This is a genomic window from Aeromonas sp. QDB11, from assembly GCF_027705265.1.
GTDB classification, from domain to species: domain Bacteria; phylum Pseudomonadota; class Gammaproteobacteria; order Enterobacterales; family Aeromonadaceae; genus Aeromonas; species Aeromonas allosaccharophila.
Genome location: NZ_JAPDBM010000005.1, coordinates 81,322 through 103,711 on the forward strand (window position 1 = coordinate 81,322; position 22,390 = coordinate 103,711).

General features: G+C 61.5%; 24 protein-coding genes and 1 riboswitch. Of the genes, 19 read left to right on the forward strand and 5 right to left on the reverse strand.

Features of this window, described 5'->3' with window-relative positions:
- The first annotated feature begins 21 nt into the window (after positions 1-21).
- Genes maeA through OKC40_RS02930 form a run of 3 tightly spaced genes read left to right on the forward strand, consistent with a single transcriptional unit; the run spans position 22 to position 3,857 of the window.
- The gene (maeA, locus tag OKC40_RS02920) at positions 22-1,572 is read left to right on the forward strand and encodes an oxaloacetate-decarboxylating malate dehydrogenase (protein ID WP_201932587.1); all 1,551 of its coding nucleotides are present in this window, start codon (positions 22-24) and stop codon (positions 1,570-1,572) included.
- Between the two features lie 17 nt (positions 1,573-1,589).
- Positions 1,590-3,158, forward strand: coding sequence for an ATP-binding protein (locus tag OKC40_RS02925; RefSeq protein WP_270794048.1), 1,569 nt, complete (start codon positions 1,590-1,592; stop codon positions 3,156-3,158).
- 3 nt (positions 3,159-3,161) lie between these two features.
- Positions 3,162-3,857 carry a response regulator gene (locus OKC40_RS02930; RefSeq protein ID WP_042058521.1) on the forward strand — a complete coding sequence of 232 codons (696 nt, stop codon included), beginning with the start codon at positions 3,162-3,164 and terminating at the stop codon, positions 3,855-3,857.
- A gap of 81 nt (positions 3,858-3,938) precedes the next feature.
- On the opposite strand, the gene OKC40_RS02935 is transcribed toward OKC40_RS02930, so the two are convergent.
- Positions 3,939-4,838 carry a DMT family transporter gene (locus OKC40_RS02935; RefSeq protein ID WP_234601483.1) on the reverse strand — a complete coding sequence of 300 codons (900 nt, stop codon included), beginning with the start codon at positions 4,836-4,838 and terminating at the stop codon, positions 3,939-3,941.
- Positions 4,839-4,937: 99 nt separating this feature from the next.
- On the opposite strand from OKC40_RS02935, the gene OKC40_RS02940 reads away from it, so the two are divergent.
- From OKC40_RS02940 to OKC40_RS02995, 12 genes are all read left to right on the forward strand, one after another.
- Positions 4,938-5,735, forward strand: a complete 798-nt coding sequence (locus OKC40_RS02940; protein ID WP_182969532.1) for an AraC family transcriptional regulator — start codon at positions 4,938-4,940, stop codon at positions 5,733-5,735.
- A gap of 62 nt (positions 5,736-5,797) precedes the next feature.
- Positions 5,798-6,208: a VOC family protein gene (locus OKC40_RS02945; RefSeq protein WP_182969531.1), complete on the forward strand. Its 411-nt coding sequence runs from the start codon at positions 5,798-5,800 to the stop codon at positions 6,206-6,208.
- A 101-nt stretch (positions 6,209-6,309) separates the two neighbouring features.
- A complete protein-coding gene (gene phoB / locus OKC40_RS02950; protein WP_005338414.1) occupies positions 6,310-6,999 on the forward strand; it encodes a phosphate regulon transcriptional regulator PhoB in 690 nt (229 codons plus the stop codon).
- Positions 7,000-7,007: 8 nt separating this feature from the next.
- Complete coding sequence (gene phoR / locus OKC40_RS02955) at positions 7,008-8,303, forward strand: phosphate regulon sensor histidine kinase PhoR (RefSeq protein WP_234601482.1); 1,296 nt, start codon at positions 7,008-7,010, stop codon at positions 8,301-8,303.
- A gap of 342 nt (positions 8,304-8,645) precedes the next feature.
- Complete coding sequence (locus OKC40_RS02960; RefSeq protein WP_075113414.1) at positions 8,646-9,620, forward strand: PstS family phosphate ABC transporter substrate-binding protein; 975 nt, start codon at positions 8,646-8,648, stop codon at positions 9,618-9,620.
- Positions 9,621-9,800: 180 nt separating this feature from the next.
- The gene (locus tag OKC40_RS02965) at positions 9,801-10,607 is read left to right on the forward strand and encodes a M48 family metallopeptidase (protein WP_234601481.1); all 807 of its coding nucleotides are present in this window, start codon (positions 9,801-9,803) and stop codon (positions 10,605-10,607) included.
- Positions 10,595-11,101 (forward strand): GNAT family N-acetyltransferase, encoded by a 507-nt coding sequence (locus OKC40_RS02970; protein WP_234601480.1) that lies wholly within the window; start codon positions 10,595-10,597, stop codon positions 11,099-11,101. Before OKC40_RS02965 ends, OKC40_RS02970 begins: the two co-directional genes overlap by 13 nt.
- 107 nt (positions 11,102-11,208) lie before the next feature.
- The gene (locus OKC40_RS02975; RefSeq protein WP_005338407.1) at positions 11,209-12,111 is read left to right on the forward strand and encodes an ROK family protein; all 903 of its coding nucleotides are present in this window, start codon (positions 11,209-11,211) and stop codon (positions 12,109-12,111) included.
- Positions 12,112-12,152: 41 nt separating this feature from the next.
- Positions 12,153-12,878, forward strand: a complete 726-nt coding sequence (locus OKC40_RS02980; protein WP_075113412.1) for a copper homeostasis protein CutC — start codon at positions 12,153-12,155, stop codon at positions 12,876-12,878.
- 14 nt (positions 12,879-12,892) lie between these two features.
- A complete protein-coding gene (locus tag OKC40_RS02985; protein ID WP_442865884.1) occupies positions 12,893-13,006 on the forward strand; it encodes a copper homeostasis protein CutC in 114 nt (37 codons plus the stop codon).
- A 150-nt stretch (positions 13,007-13,156) separates the two neighbouring features.
- Positions 13,157-13,768, forward strand: a complete 612-nt coding sequence (locus OKC40_RS02990; RefSeq protein WP_139708705.1) for an FKBP-type peptidyl-prolyl cis-trans isomerase — start codon at positions 13,157-13,159, stop codon at positions 13,766-13,768.
- Between the two features lie 188 nt (positions 13,769-13,956).
- Positions 13,957-14,271, forward strand: a complete 315-nt coding sequence (locus OKC40_RS02995; RefSeq protein WP_005343911.1) for a DUF2845 domain-containing protein — start codon at positions 13,957-13,959, stop codon at positions 14,269-14,271.
- Between the two features lie 52 nt (positions 14,272-14,323).
- Here the strand turns inward: OKC40_RS02995 and OKC40_RS03000 are convergent, their stop codons facing one another.
- Positions 14,324-14,542 carry a DUF1107 family protein gene (locus OKC40_RS03000; RefSeq protein ID WP_111805429.1) on the reverse strand — a complete coding sequence of 73 codons (219 nt, stop codon included), beginning with the start codon at positions 14,540-14,542 and terminating at the stop codon, positions 14,324-14,326.
- A 205-nt stretch (positions 14,543-14,747) separates the two neighbouring features.
- Between OKC40_RS03000 and yfcD the strand changes: the two genes are divergently transcribed.
- Positions 14,748-15,230, forward strand: a complete 483-nt coding sequence (gene yfcD, locus OKC40_RS03005; protein WP_075113410.1) for an NUDIX hydrolase YfcD — start codon at positions 14,748-14,750, stop codon at positions 15,228-15,230.
- 91 nt (positions 15,231-15,321) lie between these two features.
- Here yfcD and OKC40_RS03010 read toward each other — a convergent pair whose 3' ends face one another.
- Complete coding sequence (locus tag OKC40_RS03010) at positions 15,322-16,248, reverse strand: phenylacetate--CoA ligase family protein (protein WP_197929161.1); 927 nt, start codon at positions 16,246-16,248, stop codon at positions 15,322-15,324.
- A gap of 156 nt (positions 16,249-16,404) precedes the next feature.
- Between OKC40_RS03010 and OKC40_RS03015 the strand changes: the two genes are divergently transcribed.
- Together OKC40_RS03015 and OKC40_RS03020 are read left to right on the forward strand one after the other, a co-directional pair.
- Entirely contained in the window at positions 16,405-16,878 is a 474-nt protein-coding gene (locus OKC40_RS03015) for a peroxiredoxin (protein ID WP_201932565.1), read from the forward strand.
- Between the two features lie 126 nt (positions 16,879-17,004).
- Positions 17,005-17,973, forward strand: coding sequence for a calcium/sodium antiporter (locus tag OKC40_RS03020; RefSeq protein ID WP_042058886.1), 969 nt, complete (start codon positions 17,005-17,007; stop codon positions 17,971-17,973).
- An 89-nt stretch (positions 17,974-18,062) separates the two neighbouring features.
- Here the strand turns inward: OKC40_RS03020 and OKC40_RS03025 are convergent, their stop codons facing one another.
- On the reverse strand, positions 18,063-19,229 hold the full coding sequence (locus OKC40_RS03025; protein WP_058052784.1) for a type III PLP-dependent enzyme: 1,167 nt from the start codon (positions 19,227-19,229) through the stop codon (positions 18,063-18,065).
- Positions 19,230-19,736: 507 nt separating this feature from the next.
- Positions 19,737-19,852: riboswitch (glycine riboswitch) on the forward strand.
- Between the two features lie 250 nt (positions 19,853-20,102).
- Here OKC40_RS03025 and OKC40_RS03030 point away from each other — a divergent pair.
- On the forward strand, positions 20,103-21,479 hold the full coding sequence (locus OKC40_RS03030) for an alanine/glycine:cation symporter family protein (RefSeq protein WP_201932562.1): 1,377 nt from the start codon (positions 20,103-20,105) through the stop codon (positions 21,477-21,479).
- Positions 21,480-21,594: 115 nt separating this feature from the next.
- On the opposite strand, the gene OKC40_RS03035 is transcribed toward OKC40_RS03030, so the two are convergent.
- Positions 21,595-22,311, reverse strand: coding sequence for a lipoyl protein ligase domain-containing protein (locus OKC40_RS03035; RefSeq protein ID WP_201932559.1), 717 nt, complete (start codon positions 22,309-22,311; stop codon positions 21,595-21,597).
- Between the last annotated feature and the right edge of the window lie 79 nt (positions 22,312-22,390).

The following is a 22,390-nucleotide window of genomic DNA, read 5'->3' on the forward strand; positions in this document are numbered from 1 at the left end:
CCGGATTGAGGAACACATAAGATGAACGACATCATGATGGGCACCAGCCTGCCCTATGCAGAACGCAAGCGTCAGGGCGTACGAGGCCGCATGCCCCACAAGGAGGAGTCACTCTCCCAGCAGCGGCGCCGGATCTACCGCTTGGTCAGCGCCATGCAGAGCCCGTTTGATCAGCATCTGCTGTTGCGCCAGTTGCAAGAGGACAACCCGGTGCTGTTCTACGATCTGGTGCGCCACCACCTGCCGGAGCTGCTGCCGATCATCTACACCCCGGTGGTGGGGGAGGCATGTCAGCGCCACAGCGATCTCTATCTGCGCAGCCACGGGCTCTATCTCTCCTGGCACGACCGGGACGATCTCGATGACATCCTCGAGTCAGTGGAGCAGGAGGTGGACGTGATCGTCATCTCCGATGGCGAGCGGGTGCTGGGGCTTGGCGATCTTGGTATCGGCGGCATGGGGATCTGCATCGGCAAGCTGGCGCTTTACTCCGCCGCTGGCGGCATCAACCCGGCGCGCACCCTGCCGCTCTGTGTCGATGTGGGCACCAACAACCCCGAACTGCTGGAGGATGACTCCTACCTCGGCTGGCAGGCCCAGCGGATCGATGGCGAGAGCTACTACCACTTCATGGACAAGGTGGTGGCTGCCATTCGCAAGCGCTGGCCGCAGGTGGTGCTGCAGTTTGAAGACTTTGCCGGCAAGCACGCCGCCAACCTGCTGACTCGCTATCGGGACGAGCTCTGCATGTTCAACGACGATATTCAGGGCACGGCGGCGGTCGCCTCCGCCTGCGTGCTGGCCGGTCTGCAGCAGGCGGGCACCGCCCTGTGCGATGCTCCGGTGCTGATCGTCGGCGCCGGTTCTGCCGGTTGCGGCATCGCCGCCATGCTGGCCCAGCTGGCGGGCGGCAGTGGGGGGGTCTGGCTGTTTGATCAGGATGGGGTGGTCTGCAGCGATCGCTCCACGCTGACTCGTGCCCAACAGCCGTTTGCCCGCGCCGTGAACGAGGGCAACAGTTCGCTGCTGGAGACCATCCGCCAGGTGCGCCCGGCGGTGTTGATCGGGGTGTGCGGGCAGGGTGGCCTCTTTACTGGCGAGGTGTTACAGGCGATGGGGGAGGTGTGCGAGCAGCCGGTGATCCTGCCGCTCTCCAACCCGACTCGCAGCGCCGAAGCAACACCCGAGCAGGTGTGGGCTGCCACGGGTGGCCGTGCCCTGCTGGCGACCGGCAGCCCGTTTGCGCCGGTGACGGTGGCCGGTGAGCGGCGGGTGGTCTCCCAGTGCAACAACGTCTATGTCTTCCCGGGGATTGGCCTGGGGGCCTGCGCGGTCAAGGCACGCCGCATCAGCGATGGCATGTTGCTCGCCGCGGTGCGGGCAGTCGGCGCCTATCCGCTGGTGGCGGGCCGACTGCTGCCCCCGATTGAACAGGTGGGAGAGGTGGCCCGCGCCGTGGCCAGAGCGGTGGCGCTCTGTGCCCGCGAGGAGGGCCTGGCCGATTTTGCCGGTGATCCTGCACCTTTGATTGACCAGACCTGGTGGCATCCGCACTATTGGGCTGCGTCCTGACGATTTAAGGTATGTGCATGAAACTTCGCCATCAGCTGGTCACCCTCTCTCTTGGGCTCTCCCTGCTGCTGATCCTCATTCTGGGCAGCCTGCTGGCCCTCTTTATCCGTCATCTGCTGGAGAGCAATCTGCAGGATAAGGGGAGCGAAATGGCACGGGTCATGGCGGCCGATACCCGGGTGGTCGAGGCCCTGCGTCAGGGCAGTGACCCTACCCTGCGCGACTACATGGAGGCGGTCTGCAATCGCACCGATGCCACCTATATGGTGGTGACCGACGAACATGGCCGCCGTCTCAGCCACCCCAACCCCGAGCTGGTGGGACAGAAGTTCCGTGGTGAGGATATCTGGCCCGCGCTGCAGGAGCGGCGCAGCTACTGCTCCAAGGATCGGGGTACCATGGGGCCGGCGATCCGCTGCTTCTCTCCGGTGGTGGGCAGTGACGGGCGCGTCATGGGGGCCGTGGTGGTGGGTTACCTGATGCAGCAGGTGGAGGGTATCTACATGGCGCGGGTGGCCCTGCTCGTCTGCGCTATCGTGGCGGTGCTGGGATGCGGCCTGCTGCTGGCGCTCTGGGTGCAATATCTGCTGCGCAAGACCCTGCTCGATCTGGAGCCGGAGGCGATCGTGCGCCGCTTCACCCTGCAGGATCTGGTGCTGGAGCACATCACCGAGGGGGTGATCGCGCTCGATAGCAGCGGCAACATCAACATGATCAACAGCACCGCCAGTTATCAGTTGCGGCTGCCAGGTACCGGGCGTCACGCCCTGCTGGGGCAGTCGCTGGCGGAGCTGGTGCCGCCGCTGCGCCCCTGTCTGGAGCAGGAGGCGGGGGAGGTGAGCTTCACCATTCAGGGGGAGTCCTTCGTCGGCCGCTGGCAGGCGGTGCAGGGCAAGGCGCCGGGGCGGCTGCTGATCTTCAGTCGTCCGGAGGTGGCCGCCAGTCTGGGAGTACAGGTGACTCATCTGCGCCAGTACGCCGAGATGCTGCGGATGCAGAGCCACGAGTTTGCCAACAAGCTGAGCAGCCTCTCCGGCCTGTTGCAGCTGGGTCACGTGGATCAGGCGGTGGAGTTGATCCAGCAGGAGAACGAAGCGTGCCAGACCATGTTGCAGGAGTTGCTGCGGCTGATCGACAACAAGCCGGTGGCGGGGCTGATCCTCGGCAAGTTCAGCCGGGCCCGCGAGCTGGGGGTGACCCTGGAGCTCGATCCCGACTCGGCGCTTGCGGAGTATCCGGCCTCGGTCTCTGCCGATCTCATCACGCTGATTGGCAACCTGCTGGATAACGGTTTGCAGGCGGCTTGGCGCAACCGCCAGCAGCGGCCGCCGCGGGTGCTGCTCTCTCTCTGTGATGTGGGGCGGCGACTGGTGATCGAGGTGGAGGATAGTGGCGAGGGGGTCGACGAAGCGCTGGCCGATCACCTGTTCGATTACGGGGTGAGTCGCCAGAGCGGCGATCACGGGGTCGGCCTGTTCCTGGTCAAGGAGACCGTGGCGCGGCGCGAGGGTGTGATAGAATGGCGGCGAACTGCCGAGCAGACCACACTGTTTGGTATCTACTTGAATAAAAACCAATTAATGTGAGCCATGGACCCAATAATCACGCTTGTTATTGAAGATGACGATCGGATCGGTGCCATCTTGTCAGAGCTGGTGGCGGCAACATCCGGTTTCTCCCTCCTGGGGCGGGCCGGCACCCTGGCCCAAGCCGATGCCATGATGGCTGGCGTGGTGCCCCAACTGCTGCTGGTGGATGTCTCTCTGCCCGATGGCTCGGGCCTCGAGTGGGTGAGCCGCCTGCGCAGCCACAATCGCGAGGCCTACGTCATCATGGTCACCGCCTCGCGCGATGTGGAGACCATCCAGCAGGCCCTCAATCTGGGGGTCCATGACTATGTCATCAAACCACTGAGGTTGTTTCGCATCCAGCAGAGTCTGGACGAGATCCTGCAACTGCACAGCAGGCTGTGCGAGCGGGGACGGCTGGAGCAGGACGATCTCGACAAGCTGCTGGGCAAGGGGGGTCGCTCCCAGATCAAGGAGATGCGCGTCACCCCCAAGGGGATCGACAGCATTACCCTGCGTCAGGTGCTGGATCTGCTGGCGGGTGAGCCGGAGAACGTCTTCTCTACCGACACGGTGGCGCTGCGCTTGTCGCTCAGTCGTACCACGGCGCGCCGTTATCTGGAGTATCTGGAGTCGGAAGACCGGGTCGATGTGGATCTCAACTACGGTCAGCGGGGGCGACCGGAGCGGCGCTATCGCTGGCGCCGGGCGGGGTGAGCCTCAGGTTGATGCCAACATGCACGTGAAAACAACAAGGGAGCCAGCGGCTCCCTTGTTGTTTCTGGACGTTGTTCGTTCTCACGCAGCTTCCCGTTCGACCACCGGCGCACGTCTCTTCAGTTGGGAGGCCATCACCCCGCCCAGGATGAGACCCCCGCCCAGCAGGTGATAGCCGTGGATCGGCTCCCCCAGACTGATGACGGCGATCAGCGCCGTACAGAGTGGCAGCAGGTTCATAAAGACCGAGGTGCGCTCGGCCCCCATGCAGGCGAGGCCGCGCATCCAGCAGTAGGCCGCCAGCAGGGACGACGCGAGCCCGGCGAACAGCACCAGCCCCCACCCTTCGGCGGGCACCGCCAGCGAATCGGCACTCAGAGCAACTGGCACCAGCAGCAATACTGCCAGCAGGATCTGCATATAGAGGTTGAGCCAGGGGCCGAACGGCAGTTGCCAGCGGCGGATCAGCAGCCCGTAGAGGGCATAGCTGACAGAGCCCAGCAGCATCATGCCATCACCGGGGTTGATGCCGTTCTGCAACAGCGCCAGCGGTTGGCCCTGGCTCAGCAGCCAGAACACCCCGAACAGCGAGATGCTCATGCCTGCCAGCGCCTGTTTACCGGGACGCTGACCGAAGAAGATGGCGCCGAGCAGCAGAGTCAGCATCGGGATCAGCGAGCCGATCACCCCCATGTTGGTGGCCGAGGTACTGTGGGCGGCGTAATAGGCCAGACACTGGAACAGCACCATGCCCAGCGCCGCCAGCACCAGCAGCTTGCCAAACCAGGGGCGGATCTCGCTGCGGCGTCGCCACAACTGGGGCAGGCAGAAGGGGGTCAGTGCCAGCGCGGCAATGACCCAGCGATAGAAGGAGATGGCTGCCGGATCGAGCACGCTGGCCGCTGCCTTGGAGACCACGGTATTGGTGGCCCAGATCAGCACCGCCATCAGCGGAAAGAGCAGGGGGGAAAAGATTCGCATCAGAGGCTCCTTATTGTCAGGCTGGCAAGTCTACCCTTGTCTTTCTATTGGCAAGTAGCGTAAAAAAGACAGATGATCCCGCAGAAAGGACAACCTGTCATGGTGGCTCACCACTACCATTCCACCGATAGCGAGCTGCCAGCCCCCAATCCGCTCTATTTTCGTTATCAGCAGTTGCGAGCCGACAGCATCACCTCGCTTCACTCCCATCCCTGGGGGCAGCTCAGCATGATCAGCCTGGGGGTGATGGAGATGGAGCTGGGGGCACAGCGGTTGGTGGCGCCCGCCGACTACCTAATCTGGGTGCCGGCGGATCTCGATCACACCGCCTACAACGAACAGGCCCTCGATTACACCTCGATCTACGTTAGCCACGAATGGTCGGCCAGATTGCCGCCAGAGCCGAGATTGCTGCTGATGACCCCGCTGATCCGCGCCCTGCTGAGCGATTTTTGCGAACGGCGGGTAGGTCATATGATGGATGAGTGGGATCAACGGCAGGCCGAACTACTGGTGGCGCGACTGGCGCGTACCCGCTGTCAGGAGAGCTACCTGCCGATGAGTCAGGACAAGCTGCTGGCCCCCATGCTGGCGGTGCTGCATCATGACCCGGCCGATCCCCGCACCTTGGCCCAGTGGGCCGGGCAACTTCATACCACCGAGCGCACCCTGGCACGCCGCTGCCTGCGGGAGCTGGGGATGAACTTTGGCCAGTGGCGGGCGCGGTTGCGGCTGCTCAAGGCGCTGGCCTGGCTCAAGGGCGACCTGCCCATTCAGGAGATCAGCTGGCGGCTCGGTTATGGCTCCACTTCGGCCTTTATCGCCATGTTCAACCGGGAGCTGGGCTGTTCCCCCCAGCGTTATCGCCAGCAGCTCGGGAGTAAAAAGGGGCTGTGATTCAAAATGATGAGGGCGCCTGCAGGCGCCCTGTAGATCCAACTATTGAGGAGTTTTCTGCCATGTCACAACACATAGGTGCATTGACCCTGCTGGTCGCCGATTACGATCAGGCCATTCGCTTTTTTACCGAGGGACTTGGCTTCGCGCTCTTGGAAGATACCCGGCTAGATGAACCGGGCAAACCGGGCAAGCGCTGGGTGCGGGTTGCCCCCAAAGGTGCCCCCGGTTCCGCGCTGCTGCTGGCGCAAGCGGCCAATGCGCAGCAGCAGGCCGCCATCGGCCAGCAGGGCGGCGGTCGGGTGTTCCTGTTTCTCGAGACCGATGACTTCTGGGGGGATTACCAGCGCATGCTGGCGTACGGTGTGCATTTTTGTGAACAGCCCCGCGACGAGCCTTACGGCACCGTTGTGGTGTTCGAGGACATCAGTGGCAACCGCTGGGACTTGCTGCAACGCGCTGCTGCCAACTGAATCTGAAAACGTTTATCATCCCGCCTGTCATAAAGTCATAAAAGTGTCACAGAAAGTTCTAATAATTGGCGCACCCATCTTCACAGAGGAGAGAGAAGGGAATGGCTAAGCGAATTCTGGTGGTCGAGGACGAAGCACCGATCCGCGAAATGCTCTGCTTCGTGCTGGAGCAGAAGGGATATGAGACGATTGAAGCGGAAGATTACGCCGATGGACTGGCGAAGGTGCGCGAACCCTACCCCGAACTCATCGTGCTGGACTGGATGATGCCGGGCGGCAGTGGCATCCAGTTTATCAAGCAGCTCAAGCAGGATGAGGTAACGCGCCAGATCCCGGTGGTGATGCTCACCGCCCGCGGTGAAGAGGAGGACAAGGTACGTGGTCTGGAGGCTGGTGCCGATGACTACATCACCAAGCCGTTCTCGCCCAAGGAGCTGACCGCTCGCCTCCATGCGGTGATGCGCCGCGTATCGCCCACCTCGGTGGATGAGGTGATCGAGGTGCAGGGGCTGAAACTCGATCCTGTCTCCCACCGGGTCAGTGCCGAAGAGAAGGCGCTCGACATGGGACCGACCGAATTCAAGCTGCTGCACTTCTTTATGACTCACCCCGAGCGGGTCTACAGCCGTGAACAGCTGCTCAACAATGTCTGGGGTACCAATGTGTACGTCGAGGACAGAACCGTGGATGTGCATATTCGCCGCCTGCGCAAGGCGATCGAAGAGACTGGGCACGACAGATTGATCCAGACGGTGCGTGGAGCCGGATACCGCTTCTCAACCCGTCTCTAGAGGCAGTTATGTTGCAACCTTACGCCTGGCGGCGACAGTTGTGTCGAATGGCGTTTTTCTATTTGCCTTTCGCTCTGTTCGGTTGGCTGATTGATCATCTCCCCCTCTGCCTGTTGGTGGCGGCTGTGTGTCATCTGGGCTGGCACTATCGCTTCCAGAAGCGGCTGTCGGACTGGCTGTGGCACGATCGCAGCCTGGTGCCCCCCAGCGGCAGTGGCAGCTGGGAGTACATCTTCAACGGTATCTACAAGTTGCAGCAGCGTCACCGGGCCCGCCGCCGCGAGCTGGCGGGGCTGATCCGCCGCTTTCGGGAGGGGGCCGAAGCGCTGCCCGATGCCGCTGTGGTGTTTCGCACCGACGGCAGTATCCTCTGGTGCAACCGGTTGGCGGAGCAGCTGCTCGGTTTTCGCTGGCCGGAGGATGCCGGTCAGCATATTGGCAACCTCATTCGCAATCCGGCCTTTAACGCCTATCTGGGCAAGGGGGCGTATGACGAGCCGCTGGAGATGAGCTCCCCGGTCAACGAGGAGAAGTTTCTCGAGTTTCGCATCATGCCCTACGCCTCGGATCAGGCGATGCTGGTGGTGCGGGATGTCACCCGCCTGCGCAGTCTCGAGAAGACCCGCAAACACTTCGTTTCCAACGTTTCCCACGAGCTGCGCACCCCGCTGACCGTGCTCAAGGGCTATCTGGAGATGACCGAAGAGCCGCCCCCGCCCGCCATGTGGGCCAAGGCGCACAAGGTGATGATGGAGCAGACCATCCGCATGGACAATCTGGTCAATCAGCTGCTCATCCTGTCGCGTATCGAGGCGGCCCCCTCGGTGGATCTTTCCCATCTGGTGGACATGCCCGCCATGCTGGGGTTGCTGGAGCAGGAGGCGCGGGCACTCTCGGGCGATCGGGCCCACCAGATCGAATTCATGGTGCAGCCTAACCTCTTGGTGCGTGGCGATCAGGAGCAGTTGCGTAGCGCGGTCTCCAATCTGGTCTACAACGCCATCCACTACACCCCGGCGGGGCGCAAGATCAGCGTGGAGTGGCGCAAGCAGGGGGCGATGGCGCTGTTTGCCGTGAGCGACGAGGGGGAGGGGATTGCCCCCGAGCATCTGGCGCGGCTGACCGAGCGGTTCTATCGGGTCGACAAGGCCCGTTCCCGCCACACCGGCGGCTCAGGGCTCGGCCTTGCCATCGTCAAGCATGCCCTCAGTCACCACGACTGCCAGCTCGATATCGAGAGCCGGGTCGGCCTTGGCAGCCGCTTCAGCTTTCTCATTCCAGCCCGCATGGTGGTGATTAAATAGTCTTTTATGGCAATGGGTTAGCGAAGGAGAGAGGGCGGCGACAGCGGCCCTCTTTTCATTTGGTCCATCGCCTCGCCATGTCATTAAAGTGTCACATTAAATCCATAAATTTGTCACTGCCAGGTCAGATACTGGCGCCGTCTTAAGAACGGACCTTCGGTAACTTTGACCAGATAACGCCACCGAGCGACGGCCAAAGTAACGGACTGCCAATTGACGATGACCTTTTGCCACAGTGGTGAGGGCATGGAATGTAACTCAACAAACTGGTCGGCGAGATCGGCGTTGAGCAAAGTTAACACCGTGTTTATGGACTGCGTTCTGCAACCTTGGAGAGATTGGATGAAACTCAACAAACTGGCTGGTGTAATCGGATTTACCGCAGCGACTCTGTTTTCCGCCAGCACCCTGGCTTATGGCCTTGACAAGAATCTGCCAGATTACACCCCGACCAGCGGCATTTCGGGCAACCTGTCCTCTGTCGGCTCGGACACCCTGGCCAACATGATGACCTTGTGGGCCGAAGAATTTAAGCGCATGTACCCCAACGTCAACGTGCAGATCCAGGCCGCCGGTTCTTCTACCGCGCCGACTGCTCTGACCGAAGGTGTTGCCCAGTTTGGCCCGATGAGCCGCGCCATGAAGGCCGGTGAAGAGGAAGCATTCGAGAAGCGTTACGGCTACAAGCCGACTGCCATTCGCGTTGCAGTCGATGCGCTGGCGGTGTTCGTCAATAAGGACAACCCCATCAAGGGGCTGACCATGCCGCAGATCGACGCCATCTTCTCCAGCACCCTCAAGTGCGGCGAAGCCAAGGCGGCCACCAAGTGGTCTGATCTGGGTCTGGACGGCAACTGGTCCGCTAAGGATCTGCAACTGTTCGGTCGCAACTCGGTATCCGGCACCTACGGTTACTTCAAGGAGCACGCCCTGTGTAACGGCGACTTCAAGAGCGGCGTGAACGAGCAGCCGGGTTCTGCCTCCGTGGTGCAGTCTGTCTCTGCCTCCCTGAACGGCATCGGCTACTCCGGTATCGGTTATGTCACCTCCGGCGTGCGTGCCGTTCCGCTCTCCAAGGATGGCAAGACCTTCATCGAAGCCAATGCCGACAACGCCATCACCGGCAAGTATCCGCTGTCGCGCTTCCTGTATGTTTACGTGAACAAGCATCCGAACAAGCCGCTCTCCCCGATGGAGCAAGAGTTCGTCAAGATGATGCTCTCCAAAGCGGGTCAAAGCATCGTTGCCAAAGATGGCTACGTGCCGGTGCCGGCCAAGGTAGTACAGGCTGACCTGAAAAAGCTGGGTATCATATAACTGCCTGCAGTCAGTATGCCCTGATAAAACGAGCCCAAGCGGGCTCGTTTTGTTTTTGGCGGCTGTCCGTTTTGTTAATAGCGCAGGATGGATATTTTTCCGCCAGCCGGGCGCTGGCTCCCTTGCGTCGCAGGGCGGCATTTCCGAGAATAGGGCAACGTCACGGCAAAGGATCCCTTCATGATTGCGTCTCTCACCAAGTTTGGCCTGGTAGCCCTCTGCAGTTCCCTGCTGGTCGCCTGCGCCCAGTCACCGACCGGCCGCAGCCAGATGCTGCTCTACTCTCCCCAGCAGATGAGTCAGCTGGGCGCCGACTCCTTCGAGCAGATGAAGAAGCAGGAGAAGGTGAGCCAGGATGCCAAACTCAACGCCTATGTCTCCTGTGTCGCCAAGGCGGTAACCGCTCAGGTGCCGGCCAGCTATGGCATCACCAACTGGGAAGTGGTGGTGTTTGACTCCAAACAGGTCAACGCCTTCGCCCTGCCCGGTGGTAAGATCGGGGTATACAGCGGCCTGCTCAAGGTGGCCAAGAATCAGGATCAGCTGGCGACCGTCATCGGTCACGAGCTGACTCACGTGCTGGCCCAGCACTCCAACGAGCGACTCTCGCGCAGCCAGCTGGCAGGGATCGGTCTGGCGGCCGCCGACATCGCCATGGGCACCAGCGAGTATCGCGGCGCCACCATGGCGGCCCTTGGCCTCGGGGTCGAGGTCGGGGTGATGCTGCCCTATGGCCGCACCCAAGAGAGCGAAGCGGACAGACTGGGACTGGAGCTGATGGCGCGCGCCGGTTTCAATCCGGCCGAAGCCGTTCCCCTGTGGCAAAACATGAGTGCCGCCGCCGGTGGCAACACCCCGCCGCAATTGCTCTCTACCCACCCCAGCAACGAGAACCGGATTGCCGAGTTGCAGGCGCAACAGGCGCAAGTGCTGCCGCTCTATGAGCAGGCCCGCGCCAACGGTCTGGTGCCCCAATGCAAGGCATAAGCCTGCGCATGGCGCGCAGCGACGATGCCGCCGCCATGACGGTGATGCAGCGAGCCAGCTGGCTCGCTGCCTATGGCCAGGTGCTCGGTGCCGACATGCTGGCACAGCTCGATGTCACCGCCCATCTGCAGATCTGGCAGAGCCGTCTGGCCGAAGCGGGCCCAAGGCCCATGCTGCTTTGCCTTGATGAGGTGGTGATCGGCCTGCTCTACTGGCAACCCCAGCAGGAAGCGGGGCAGAGCAGCGCCCTGATCCGCGCGTTTTATCTCCATCCCGATCACTGGCGACAAGGCTATGGCAAACGGCTGTGGCAGGCGGTGGCGATGCAGATGCGCCGCGCCGGTTGCCATAGCGTCAAATTGTGGCTGCTCGATGGCAACCACATTGGCGAGGGGTTTTATCTGCGCCGCGGCTTCGTCTTTGACGGCGAGGAGCGCACCCTGATAAGCCTCGGGCAGCCCTGCCTGCAGCGACAAATGAGCCGTTTGCTCTGATCACTCTCCCGTTTTTCGCCTCCGGTCACTTTATTTTTTTTGCGAATTAATACAATGTCCCCCCAGAACAGAGTGGAATAAACACGGGCTGACAAGGGAGTGCGGGCATGTATTACGGCTTTGATATCGGTGGTACCAAGATCGCCTTCGCGGTCTATGACGGTGCATTGAACCTCTGCCATGAGGAGCGCATGAGCACCCCCGGCAACGATTACGAGGGGTTGCAGCAGTTGATCCGCTCCCGGGTTGAGCAGGCAGATGCCCGCTTCGGCGCACGGGGCTCGGTCGGCATCGGTTTCCCCGGCGTCATCAACAGCCACGATCACAGCATAGTGGCGGCCAACCTGCCCTCCATCAATGGTCGCCATCTGGGCGCCGATCTGGCCGAGCTGCTGGAACGGCCGGTCAAGGTGGATAACGACGCCAACTGCTTCCTCTGGTCCGAAGTGCATCAGGGCGCCGCCGACGGCGCAGGCAGTGCGCTCGGCGTCACCATCGGCACCGGTATCGGCGGCGCCGTCTATCTGGCGGGCAAGCTTATTCAGGGGCGTAACTGGCTGGCTGGCGAGATTGGTCACTACCCCTTGCCTGCGACCATGCTGATGAAGTACCCCGAGTTGCCCCGTCCCCGTTGCGGCTGCGGCCGTCTGGTCTGTTTTGAAACCTATGCATCCGGCACCGGTCTGGAGCGTCTCTATCACCATTTCCATGGCCAGCGCGCCACGGGTCACCAGATTGTGGGACGCTTCGAGGCCCATGAGCCCCACGCAGTCGAGACCGTCGACTGCTGGCTGGAGATCATGGCTGCCGGGCTTGCTACTGCCATTTCGGTGATTGATCCCGAGGTGGTGGTGTTGGGGGGCGGCCTGAGCGGCCTGCCCGCCCTCTATGAACAGTTGCCGCTGCGTCTGCCCGGTCACTTGCTGCCCGGGGTCGCCCTGCCCGAGATCCGTCAGGCCCGCTTCGGCGGCGCCGGTGGTGTGCGCGGCGCAGCCTTGCTCAATCTATGAGATCAGATGTGGGGTCTGATCTCCCCGAAAAAGGAGTCCTCATGACCCGTCTTGAAATCTGTATCGACAACCTGGAATCCCTCTTCACCGCCCAGCAATCCGGGGCGGATCGCATCGAGCTCTGCTCTGCGCTGGGTCTGGGTGGCCTGACCCCCTCCTATGGCTTTATGCAGCTGGCTGCCCGCCACGCCACTGTGCCGGTGTACGCCATGATCCGCCCGCGCGCCGGAGATTTTTGCTTCAACGACGGCGAGTTCGAGATGATGCTGCTGGATATCGCCGCGGCGCGCGCTGCGGGCCTGCAAGGGGTGGTGGTCGGTTTGTTGGATGAGGAGGGGCGGGTGCCTGCCGCCAAGCTCAAACAGCTGGTGGATGCAGCCGGCCCGTTGGGGGTCACCTTCCATCGCGCCATCGACCTCTCCTCCGACTGGCGCCTCGATCTGGAGACCATAGTCGCCGCCGGTTGCGAGCGCATTCTGAGTTCCGGTCATGCGGCCACTGCGCTGGCCGGGCTGGAAACCCTGCAGGAGATGCATCAGGTGTTGGCGGGCCGTGCCAGCCTGATGCCGGGCGCCGGGGTCAATGCCGACAACGTGCGCACCATCATCGAGTTCACCGGAGTGAGCGAAGTGCATATGTCCGGCATGGGCTGGCGCGGGGGCATGGTGCCCCATGGTGTCAATATGGGCACCTCGGACGATGGCCGGGTCAATATCACCGAGGGTGCCAAAGTGGCCGCGGTGCGTGCTTTGCTCGACAAGGCGTGAGGAACGCAGCGCGGTTGCATGGTGTCCCTCCGTATGGCGTCAACATGGGCACCTCGGACGACGGTCGGGTCAATATCACCGATGGCGCCAAGGTCGCAGCTGTCAGAGCCTTGCTGGATCGCGGTTAAGCAGTTCGCCGCCGTTGGGCGGCGTTCATCCGCTTCTTGTGTGAAGTTCCTCCCACTGACGGGGAAATCAGGGGGGCCTCCGGCAGCACCCCGGCCAAAAGTCTGATATTATCCCGCCTCTTTACTACATGGATCTGGAGCAACATCTCAATGTCCCAATACGACTCTATCGAACAGAAGGCCAGCTATGGCATCGGCCGCAACATGGGTGATCAGCTGGCGCAGCAAGCTTTCGCCGGTCTGGATATCCCGGCCCTGCAACAAGGCCTGGCAGATGCCCTGAATGGTCTGGAGTTCGCGGTCAGCCGTGACGATATCAATGATGCCTTCCAGGTGATCACTGCGCGTATGCAAGAAGAGCAGGAAGCCGTTGCCAAGGCCGCAGCTGCTGACGGCGAAGCCTTCCTGGCTGACAACGCCAAGCGCGACGACGTAAACGTGACCGATTCCGGTCTGCAGTACGAAGTGCTGGTCGAAGGCAACGGTGCCGTTCCGGTAGCCGGTCAGTCAGTTCGCGTGCACTACCACGGTACCTTCACCCACGGTGGTGTATTCGACAGCTCCGTCGCCCGTGGCCAGCCGGCCGAGTTCCCGGTAACCGGCGTGATCGCTGGTTGGGTTGAAGCACTGCAGATGATGCCGGTTGGTTCCAAGTGGAAGCTCTACATCCCCCACGATCTGGCCTACGGTGCTCGTGGCGCGGGTTCCATCCCGCCTTACTCTGCACTGGTATTTGAAGTCGAGCTGCTGGACATCCTGTGATCCTGCTGGTTTGATGCAAACGGCGACCCTCGGGTCGCCGTTTGTTTTTGGTGCGATCTGATAGCCAGTATGTGTCGCAGCCAACGGGCTGTGGAGCAGAAAATGGCGACTCTTTTGCGCCATTGACTGGTTTATTCAGCAACGGGAACAGGCATACTGCGACTCATGCGACCGGAGAGGAGAACCCGATGAGCAAGAAGATGAATAAGGTAGCGGGGCTGGCCCTGTTGCTGCTGAGCATTCCGGCCAGTGCCGATGCCATGCGCTGCAAGAATGCGCTTATTACCGAGGGCGACACCACCGCCGAGATGCTGCTCAAGTGCGGTGAGCCTATGCTGCGCGAAGAGCTCAACCGCAACGAGGAGAACCAGTTTGGCAACCTGGTGCAGGTCAAATATGGCGAACGCTGGACCTACAACTTCGGCAAGAACGAGTTCATGCGCTTCGTCACGGTGCGCAACGGTATCATCACCGACATCGAAAACGGCCCGCGCGGCGACTAGCCGGCGGGCAAAGCATGGATGCACAACAGACAGTAGGGCAAGACCCTTTGACTCACATGTCCGGCAAGGGTTCGTTGTGACGAAGCTGGCTGACGGCCTGATTGATCTGGCGGGCCAGCCTCAGCCGCTGGCGGCAGGTCAAGCCATGGAGGCTGATCCTGCCTGCGTTGAATTCAAATGTCCCCAGCGACTCGATGGCAAAATAGCCTCGGTGAAAGCTCTTGATGTAGCGAGCGATCTGTCGTGGGGATAACTGCTTGAACACCTTCATCACATGGTTTCCTGATTGCCGGGACAGGGCACACTATGGTGTCGGTCGATGACACCGAGATGACGGTTTATAAAGATTTGCATGAATCCTCATTCTGGCGAAGGGCACCATAAAAAGGGCCGCCACGGCAGAAAAAGTAGTGCCATGACAACGAGCAGCACCGATATACTGCGGGCTTGAATGGAACAAACGAAAGGGCCTGGGCGTGGAATGGGTTGATGTGGTGGACGGGAATAACCGGGTGATTGGCGTGGCCGAGCGAGCCAAGGTGCGGCGGGAGAATCTCTGCCATCGCGCCAGCTATATTCTGGTGCTCGACGACGCGGATCGGATCCTGGTGCAGCGACGCACCCTCAGCAAGGATTTCTGCCCTGGCATGCTGGATGCCTGCGCCGGTGGTGTGGTCACCACCGGTGAGGAGATGGAGCCCTCCGCCCGCCGCGAGCTGGCCGAGGAGTTGGGCATTGCCGATGTCCCCCTGCAGGGCTTTGGCAGCTTTTATGCCGAAGGGGAGGGCTATCGGGTCTGGGGCGGTCTCTTCAGTTGCCGCTATCAGGGGCCGCTGCAGTTGCAGGCCGAAGAGGTGAGCGCGGTACACTGGATGAGCCTTGCCGAGATTGCCGAGCGCGCCAGCGAATTTACCCCCGATTCCCTGCTCGCCATCGCCACCTGGCAGGCGAGACGCTGACAAGCGTCAGACATTTTTCTCGCCAGAGACAAAACGGGCAGCCTGATGGCTGCCCGTTTGCATTTGTACATTTGTGCATTTGTCTAGGTGGCTACACCAGCTTGAGGCGCCGGTTGGTGCGTCCGCACGCGCTGTGCTTGGCGAGCCAGTGACCTTGCCAGTCGGTGACCAGCCGCAGCAGCGGATACTCCAGATCGAGCCGGGTCACCACCAGCTGGCCTGTTTCATCGCCACTCACGGGATTGCCGCTGGCGGGATCGATGATTTCGACGATGCAGCTCTCGTTGACGATAAAACCCTGACCGGGCTGGCTCTCGTAGGCCACTACCCCCACATCCTGCCACACCAGACAGTTGAGGGCCGCAATGCCGTGAACGGCGCGCAGTGGTGCGGTTTCAGGATGGGTGGCTTCGCACAGCAGGGCGCGGCGCAGCGAGTCGGTGGGGATCTCCGCCGCCTCGGCAGCTTCCAGCAGGTCGAGCAGGGTCACCAACGGACCAACGTAGCCGGTAGGTTGATAGCGCAGCAGCGCCTCCAGCTGGCGCTGGGTATCGTGTGGCCCGCAGGGCACCACGGGGGCGCCCAGCTGGCGGGCGCCGTTATCGAAGATAAAGGCGGTGGGGCCGGCGTGATAGTCGTGGCCGTTGAGCATCACTTCCCCTGCCTTGAAACCGGCGGCAAACAGCGCCCGGGCGGCGCCCCACCAGTCTGCCCCGGCATACTCGGGGATGGCCAGCTGGCCCGGACAGGAGAAGACCCGCAGCGCCTGACTGGCCGGACGGCCGGTGAGACCGGCGAAGGGGGGGTGAGCCTGCTGGGCAGCAAACAGCTCTGTGGTGTCGAGCAGCGGCAGGGTGGCCAGCTCTGACAGATCCTCGAGGTGACATTGGCGATAGGCGCTGGAGTAACCGGCGCAGTATTGACTGACATGGGTAAGCTGATGATTGAGCTGGTCCAGTTGCTGTTGTTCGCGCAGGGCGGGGGGACGAATTTCCAGACCATCGTAGTAGTGTTGCATGGGGCCTCCTGGCGCCGTGAAACCTGCTCAAGAGTAGTCTGCCCGAGCGGAAAATGCCCGTCCGCCATCGGTGATCCGGCTCACGGTTCCGGTTGGGATGGCTCATCACATCGGGTTAAACTGGCGACTTTCCACCACGACTCAGGATGAGAAGCCATGATTGCTGTCGGACAACCCCTGCCTGCGGGCGAATTTACCTTTATTACCCCGGAGGGCAAGCAGCTGCGGGATAGCCACACGCTGTTCGCTGGTAAAAAAGTGGTGCTGTTTGCGGTGCCTGGCGCTTTTACTCCCACCTGTTCCAATGCCCATCTGCCTGGTTACGTGGTGCTGGCCGATCAGTTCATGGCCAAAGGGGTGGATGCCATCTGCTGTCTGTCGGTCAACGACGCCTTCGTGATGCGGGCCTGGCAGACGGCCCAGAATGCTGAGGCCATCACCATGCTGGCGGATGGTGATGGCCGCTGGAGCCAGGCGCTGGGTCTGGCCAAGGATACCGGCGCCTTTGGCGGCATCCGCGCCCAGCGCTTTGCGTTGATCGCCAACGATGGCGTGGTCGAGCAGCTGTTTGTGGAGGTGCCCGGCAAGTTCGAAGTCTCCGATGCCGCGAGCCTGCTGGCCGCGTTGTGAAATGTTAATCACGGTTTGATTTCCCCTTGAATTGGGAAATGGCATCGCTACACTGGGCGCCACTTTCCCATGGTGCCGGCAGGGTTTGCTGGCGCTCCTGTTTGCTGACGAAGAGATGAAGATCCTATGACCCTGGCTTTTGTTGCCCTGATTGCCGGACTGGCGCTGCTGGTCTGGAGTGCTGACAAGTTTGTCGATGGTGCCGCCGCCACCGCCCGTTATGCGGGGATGCCGCCGCTGCTGATCGGCATGGTGATCATCGGTTTTGGCACGTCGGCACCGGAGATGGTGGTCTCGGCGCTGGCGGCCTCCCAGGGCAATCCCGGCTTGGCGCTCGGCAACGCCTATGGCTCCAACATCACCAATATCGCGCTGATCCTGGGTCTGACCGCCCTGATTAGCCCTATCGCGGTGGCCTCTCAGGTGGTGCGCAAGGAGATCCCGATCCTGCTCGGCATTACCCTGCTCTCCGGCGCCCTGCTGATGGATGGTCATCTGGGTCGGATGGATGCGGCTATTCTCGGCGTCGTCTTCGTTGCCCTGATGGGCTGGTCCATCCGGGCTGGCATGAATGGCAAGGGAGATGCGCTGGATAGCGAGACCGCCGAGGATATCGAGAGTGAGGGGATGTCCCTCAAGAGCGCCATTATCTGGTTGGTTGTCGGGCTGGTGTTGCTGATCGGCGCATCCCGCTTGCTGGTGTGGGGGGCGGTGACCATCGCTCAGGCGCTCGGCATCAGCGATCTGGTGATTGGCCTCACCATTGTGGCGGTCGGGACCTCGCTGCCTGAGCTGGCGTCATCGCTGATCGCGATTCGCAAGAATGAGCATGATCTGGCGCTCGGCAACGTGATTGGCTCCAACCTGTTCAACACCCTGGCGGTGGTGGGGATTGCGGCAGCGATTCACCCGCTCGACGTGGCGTCCGAGGTGCTCACCCGTGACTGGAGCATCATGATGGGGCTGACCCTGTTGCTGCTGGTAATGTGTCTGGGCCGCAAGGGGCGGGGGCGGATCAACCGGCTGGAGGGGGGCGTGCTGCTGGCCTGCTTCGTCGCCTATACCGGTTGGTTGCTGACCAGCCAGTTTATCTGAATTGGCGTTGGTGAAATGAGAGAGGGGGAAGCTTGAGCTTCCCCCTCTTGTTTTTGCTCCGTGAGCCTGTTGGCTGGTGAGCGGTGTGCTCAGGCCACTGCCACCAGCTTTTGCCCCTTCTGGCTGCTGTCCAGAATGAGGATGCTCGCCTTGGGGAAGAAGTTGAAGGTGGAGGCCGAGGCCCAGGTGTAGGCCCCCATCACCTTGCCCACCACCAGCTCGCCGATAGCCAGATCCGGCAGCATGATCCCTTCGCGGATTACGTCCACGCTGTCGCAGGTGGGGCCGGAGAGCACCGAGTTATGCTGCTCGCCGCTGGCATAGGGGGTGCTCACCGGATAGGTGACGTGGTCATAGAGTTGGCCGTTGTAGCTGCCGTAGAGGCCGTCATCCAGGTAGTACCAGATCTTGTCGCCACGGTGGGCCTTGCCCATCACGCTGGCGACCGAGGTCATGGCCGGTGCGCTGATAAAGCGGCCCGGTTCGGCAATTTTCTGCACGGTGGCGGGCAACTTGGCCAGCGCCTCGCGGATCGGCGCGCAGAAGCCGTCGATATCGAACTCGCCGCCCTCATAGTCGACCGGGAAACCGCCGCCGATATCCAGCACCCAGGGCTTGAGCCCAAGCGCCCAGGCCTGCTCCATGATCTCGCGGCAGGCGTCGATGGCTTGCACATGGCGGCGGGCGTGCGGCACCTGGGAGCCGACGTGGAACGACAGCCCCATTACCTTGATCCCCTTGGCGTGCGCCAGTTGCAGCAGCGGCAGCGCCTGCTCCGGGGTGCAGCCGAATTTCTTGGAGAGATCGACCTTGGTCTCGGGGTTCGGGAAGCTGACCCGCAGCAGCAGTTTCACTTCGTCCTTGTAGGGAATGAACTTCTCCAGCTCCAGCGGGTTGTCATAGACAAACACAGTGCAGCCGAACTCCAGCGCATAGCGGATATCGCTGTCGCGCTTGATGGGATGGGTATGAATGCAACGTCCCGGGCGAACCCCCTGACTGCGCACCAGATCCACTTCGCCATTGGTGGCCAGATCGAAACAGGCCCCCTCTTCCTTCAAGACAGAGACCACGGCCTCGTGGGGCAGGGGCTTGAGTGCATAGTGCAATCGTACATCGGGCAGGGCGGCGGCCAGCGCCCGATACTGTTTGCGGACGGCTGCCTTGTCGAGCAGCAGCAGGGGGGAGCCGAATTGTTCAACCAGCTGACGGTAATCTTGTGCGACCACATCTTTTGCAACCAGGGTCTCGTTCATTCTCTTTTGGTCATCCTTAGGGGGCGTGATATGCCCAAGCCATATGCGATTGAACCGGCGACGGCCGGGTCAGGCGAGCGGTCCGGTGGGACCAACCGAACACAGTGCATAAATTGATGGCAAAGTGCTTGGTTATGCGCCGGATTATCGGCTTATTGATTCTGTGTGCAAGCATTTTGATTGGATATGTTGGCAAGAATTTCTTGGCGAAACGAGAGGGAGCACTGTTCTCTATCCGGTACTTTTTCCGTTTGGGCCGCATGTCATCTGCGAGCGCCTAACTTGTTGATAGTTAACTAACATTTAACATCATCACCGATGTTCCGGTGGCAACAAAAAAAGTACAAACGGGGATGGCCAAGTGCGAGACAGCTCACATTTTTTGGATTAACATGCCAGCTTCCTAATCCAAACTAGTTCGGATGAAGGTAGCAGGAGAGCGATGGGGGACCATCCACCGAAGAAGTGAATCTTTCAGGTACCGGGCAACCGGTGTGGACTGCTACTGGACGATACTCTGGAGAGACCCGTTAAATCGGGCGCCGAAGGAGCAAGGCACCATGACGACCCGCAAGGGCAGGCTGGCGCCGGAAACTCTCAGGCAAAAGGACAGAGGGGATGGGATGGTTGTACCTGAGCTTGGAACTGTTCACGATCTGTAACGAGAGGTCGTCAGCAAGGTAAAGAGCAGCGCAAGAACCGGAGTGTATGTAAATACATGAGGCTTCCGAGCAGCGCATGAGCCTTGATCACGGCCTCGCAGTAAGAGTGTGAACACGTTCTTGGCCTGCATCCGATCGCCTCTGGCCGATCGCGACACCTATGGGAAGATCATCCTTCTCCTCCTTAATCTTTGTTTTTTAAGGAGGATGCATGTCATCAATTCAATCGGCGTTAACCGCCATCGATAGTTTTATCTGGGGTCCACCCCTGCTGATCCTGCTGGTCGGGACCGGTATCTATCTCACCCTGCGTCTGGGTCTGCTGCAGATTGTGCGCTTGCCGCTCGCCCTGAGGCTGGTCTTCGGTCGCGATCAGGGGCATGGCAAGCAGGGGGATGTCTCCAGCTTCGGTGCCCTCTGCACCGCCCTCTCTGCCACCATTGGTACCGGCAACATCGTCGGGGTTGCCACCGCCATCAAGCTCGGCGGCCCCGGTGCCCTGTTCTGGATGTGGATGGCGGCGCTGTTCGGCATGGCCACCAAGTACGCCGAGTGCCTGCTGGCGGTCAAATACCGCGAGCAGGATGCCAACGGCCAGATGGCTGGTGGCCCCATGTACTATCTGGAGAAGGGGCTCGGTTCCAAGCCGCTCGCCAAGCTGTTTGCCCTGTTCGGTATCGGCGTGGCCTTCTTCGGCATCGGTACCTTCCCACAGGTCAATGCCATCTCCGACGCCATGAGCCTCTCCTTCTCGGTGCCCCGTGAAGCGACCGCCGTGGTGCTGACCCTGATCGTGGCGCTGGTGACTCTGGGGGGGATCAAGTCCATCTCCAGCGTGTCGAGCAAAGTCGTGCCCTTCATGGCCATCTTCTACATCGTCGCCTGCCTCGGCGTGCTGGTGAACAACGCCAGCGCCCTGCCCGATGCCGTTATGCTGGTGATCGAGAGTGCCTTTACTGGCCATGCGGCGACCGGCGGCTTCGTCGGTGCCAGCATCATGTTGGCCATTCAGTCCGGGGTGGCGCGCGGTGTCTTCTCCAACGAGTCAGGGTTGGGCTCTGCACCCATCGCGGCGGCGGCGGCCAAAACCGATTCGTGCGTGGAGCAGGGGCTGGTCTCCATGACAGGTACCTTCATCGACACCATCATCATCTGCACCATGACCGGCCTGACCCTGGTGGTCACAGGCGTGTGGAGCGGCGATGCAAGCGGTGCGGCCATGACCAGTCTGGCCTTTGCCCAGGGGCTCGATGCTCATGTCGGCCAGTATCTGGTGAGCATTGGCCTGCTGTTCTTCGCCTTTACCACCATCCTTGGCTGGAACTACTACGGCGAGCGCTGCACCGAATATCTGTTCGGGGTGAAGGCAATCAAGCCCTATCGTCTGGTCTATCTGGCGCTGGTGGCGAGCGGTGCTTTCCTCCATCTGGACATGATTTGGCTCCTGGCCGATATCGTTAACGGCCTGATGGCGGTGCCCAACCTCATCGGCCTGATTGGCCTGCGCCATGTGGTGATCGCCGAGACCCGCGCCTACTTTAGCCGGGATCTGGATAGCGAAGCCGAGCCGGAGCCGCAGACGGCTTGAGCGCCTCAACCCGTTTCACGTGTCCATTGAAAAGAACAAGCCACGACTCCGGTCGTGGCTTTTTTTGTGCGCCGTGTCTATGGATGGTTACTTTCCCTCTCCCTTCGGGATAAGGTCAGGATGAGGAGGATAGCCCCTCGCTCAGCAGGCTATCCAGACGTGCTCGCACTTTCTCTACCAGTGCCTGATCGCTACCGCGCCAATCGATGCAGCTTGCCAGCGTGGTGGAGGTTCCCGTCATAAAGCGCAGTTCGCCGCCCGCCAGTTCGTAGAAGCGGCTCGCCATCTTGGTACCTTCATCCACATCACCGGCCACCAGCAGCATGGCTTGTGCCAGCACGGCACCCTGGTGATCCTGCCCCGGCGCCAGCCAGCGCTGGGCGGTGCCGGTGATCTTGCGTCCCCCGATCACCAGATTGTACTGGCCATCGCAAAAGGAGCCGGGCACGAAGTCGTAGCTTCCCGCAAGACCGTATTCCGCCAACAGGGTCAGTAGCGGCGCCCCCAGCAGCCGGTAGTAGTGGGCGAGATCTGTGGTGGTGCGGGGCAGTAGCAGGGAGAGGTTGAGAATGCCCGCACCGTGGGGCACGGCGGTGCCACCGCTATCGCGCACATGCACCGGCCAACCTTCAGCGGCTAGCTGCTTGCAGGCGGCTTCGTAATGGGGGAGCCGGGTATCCTTGCGAGTGACAATCAGGCATTGGGGTGCCTGCCAGAGGTGAGCGCGGGGCTGGCCGTCATGGGCACAGTCGCGCAGCCAGCACTGCTCTTGCGCCAGTATCTGTGCGGGTGAAGCGGTATCGGGGAGGGGGGAGAGCAGGCGGTAGGGCATGGCAGCATCCTCAAAAAGGCTGCCCAGCACACTACCCGTGGCGACTGACAAGGTAAAGCCCCGCAGTGCGGGGCTTGGA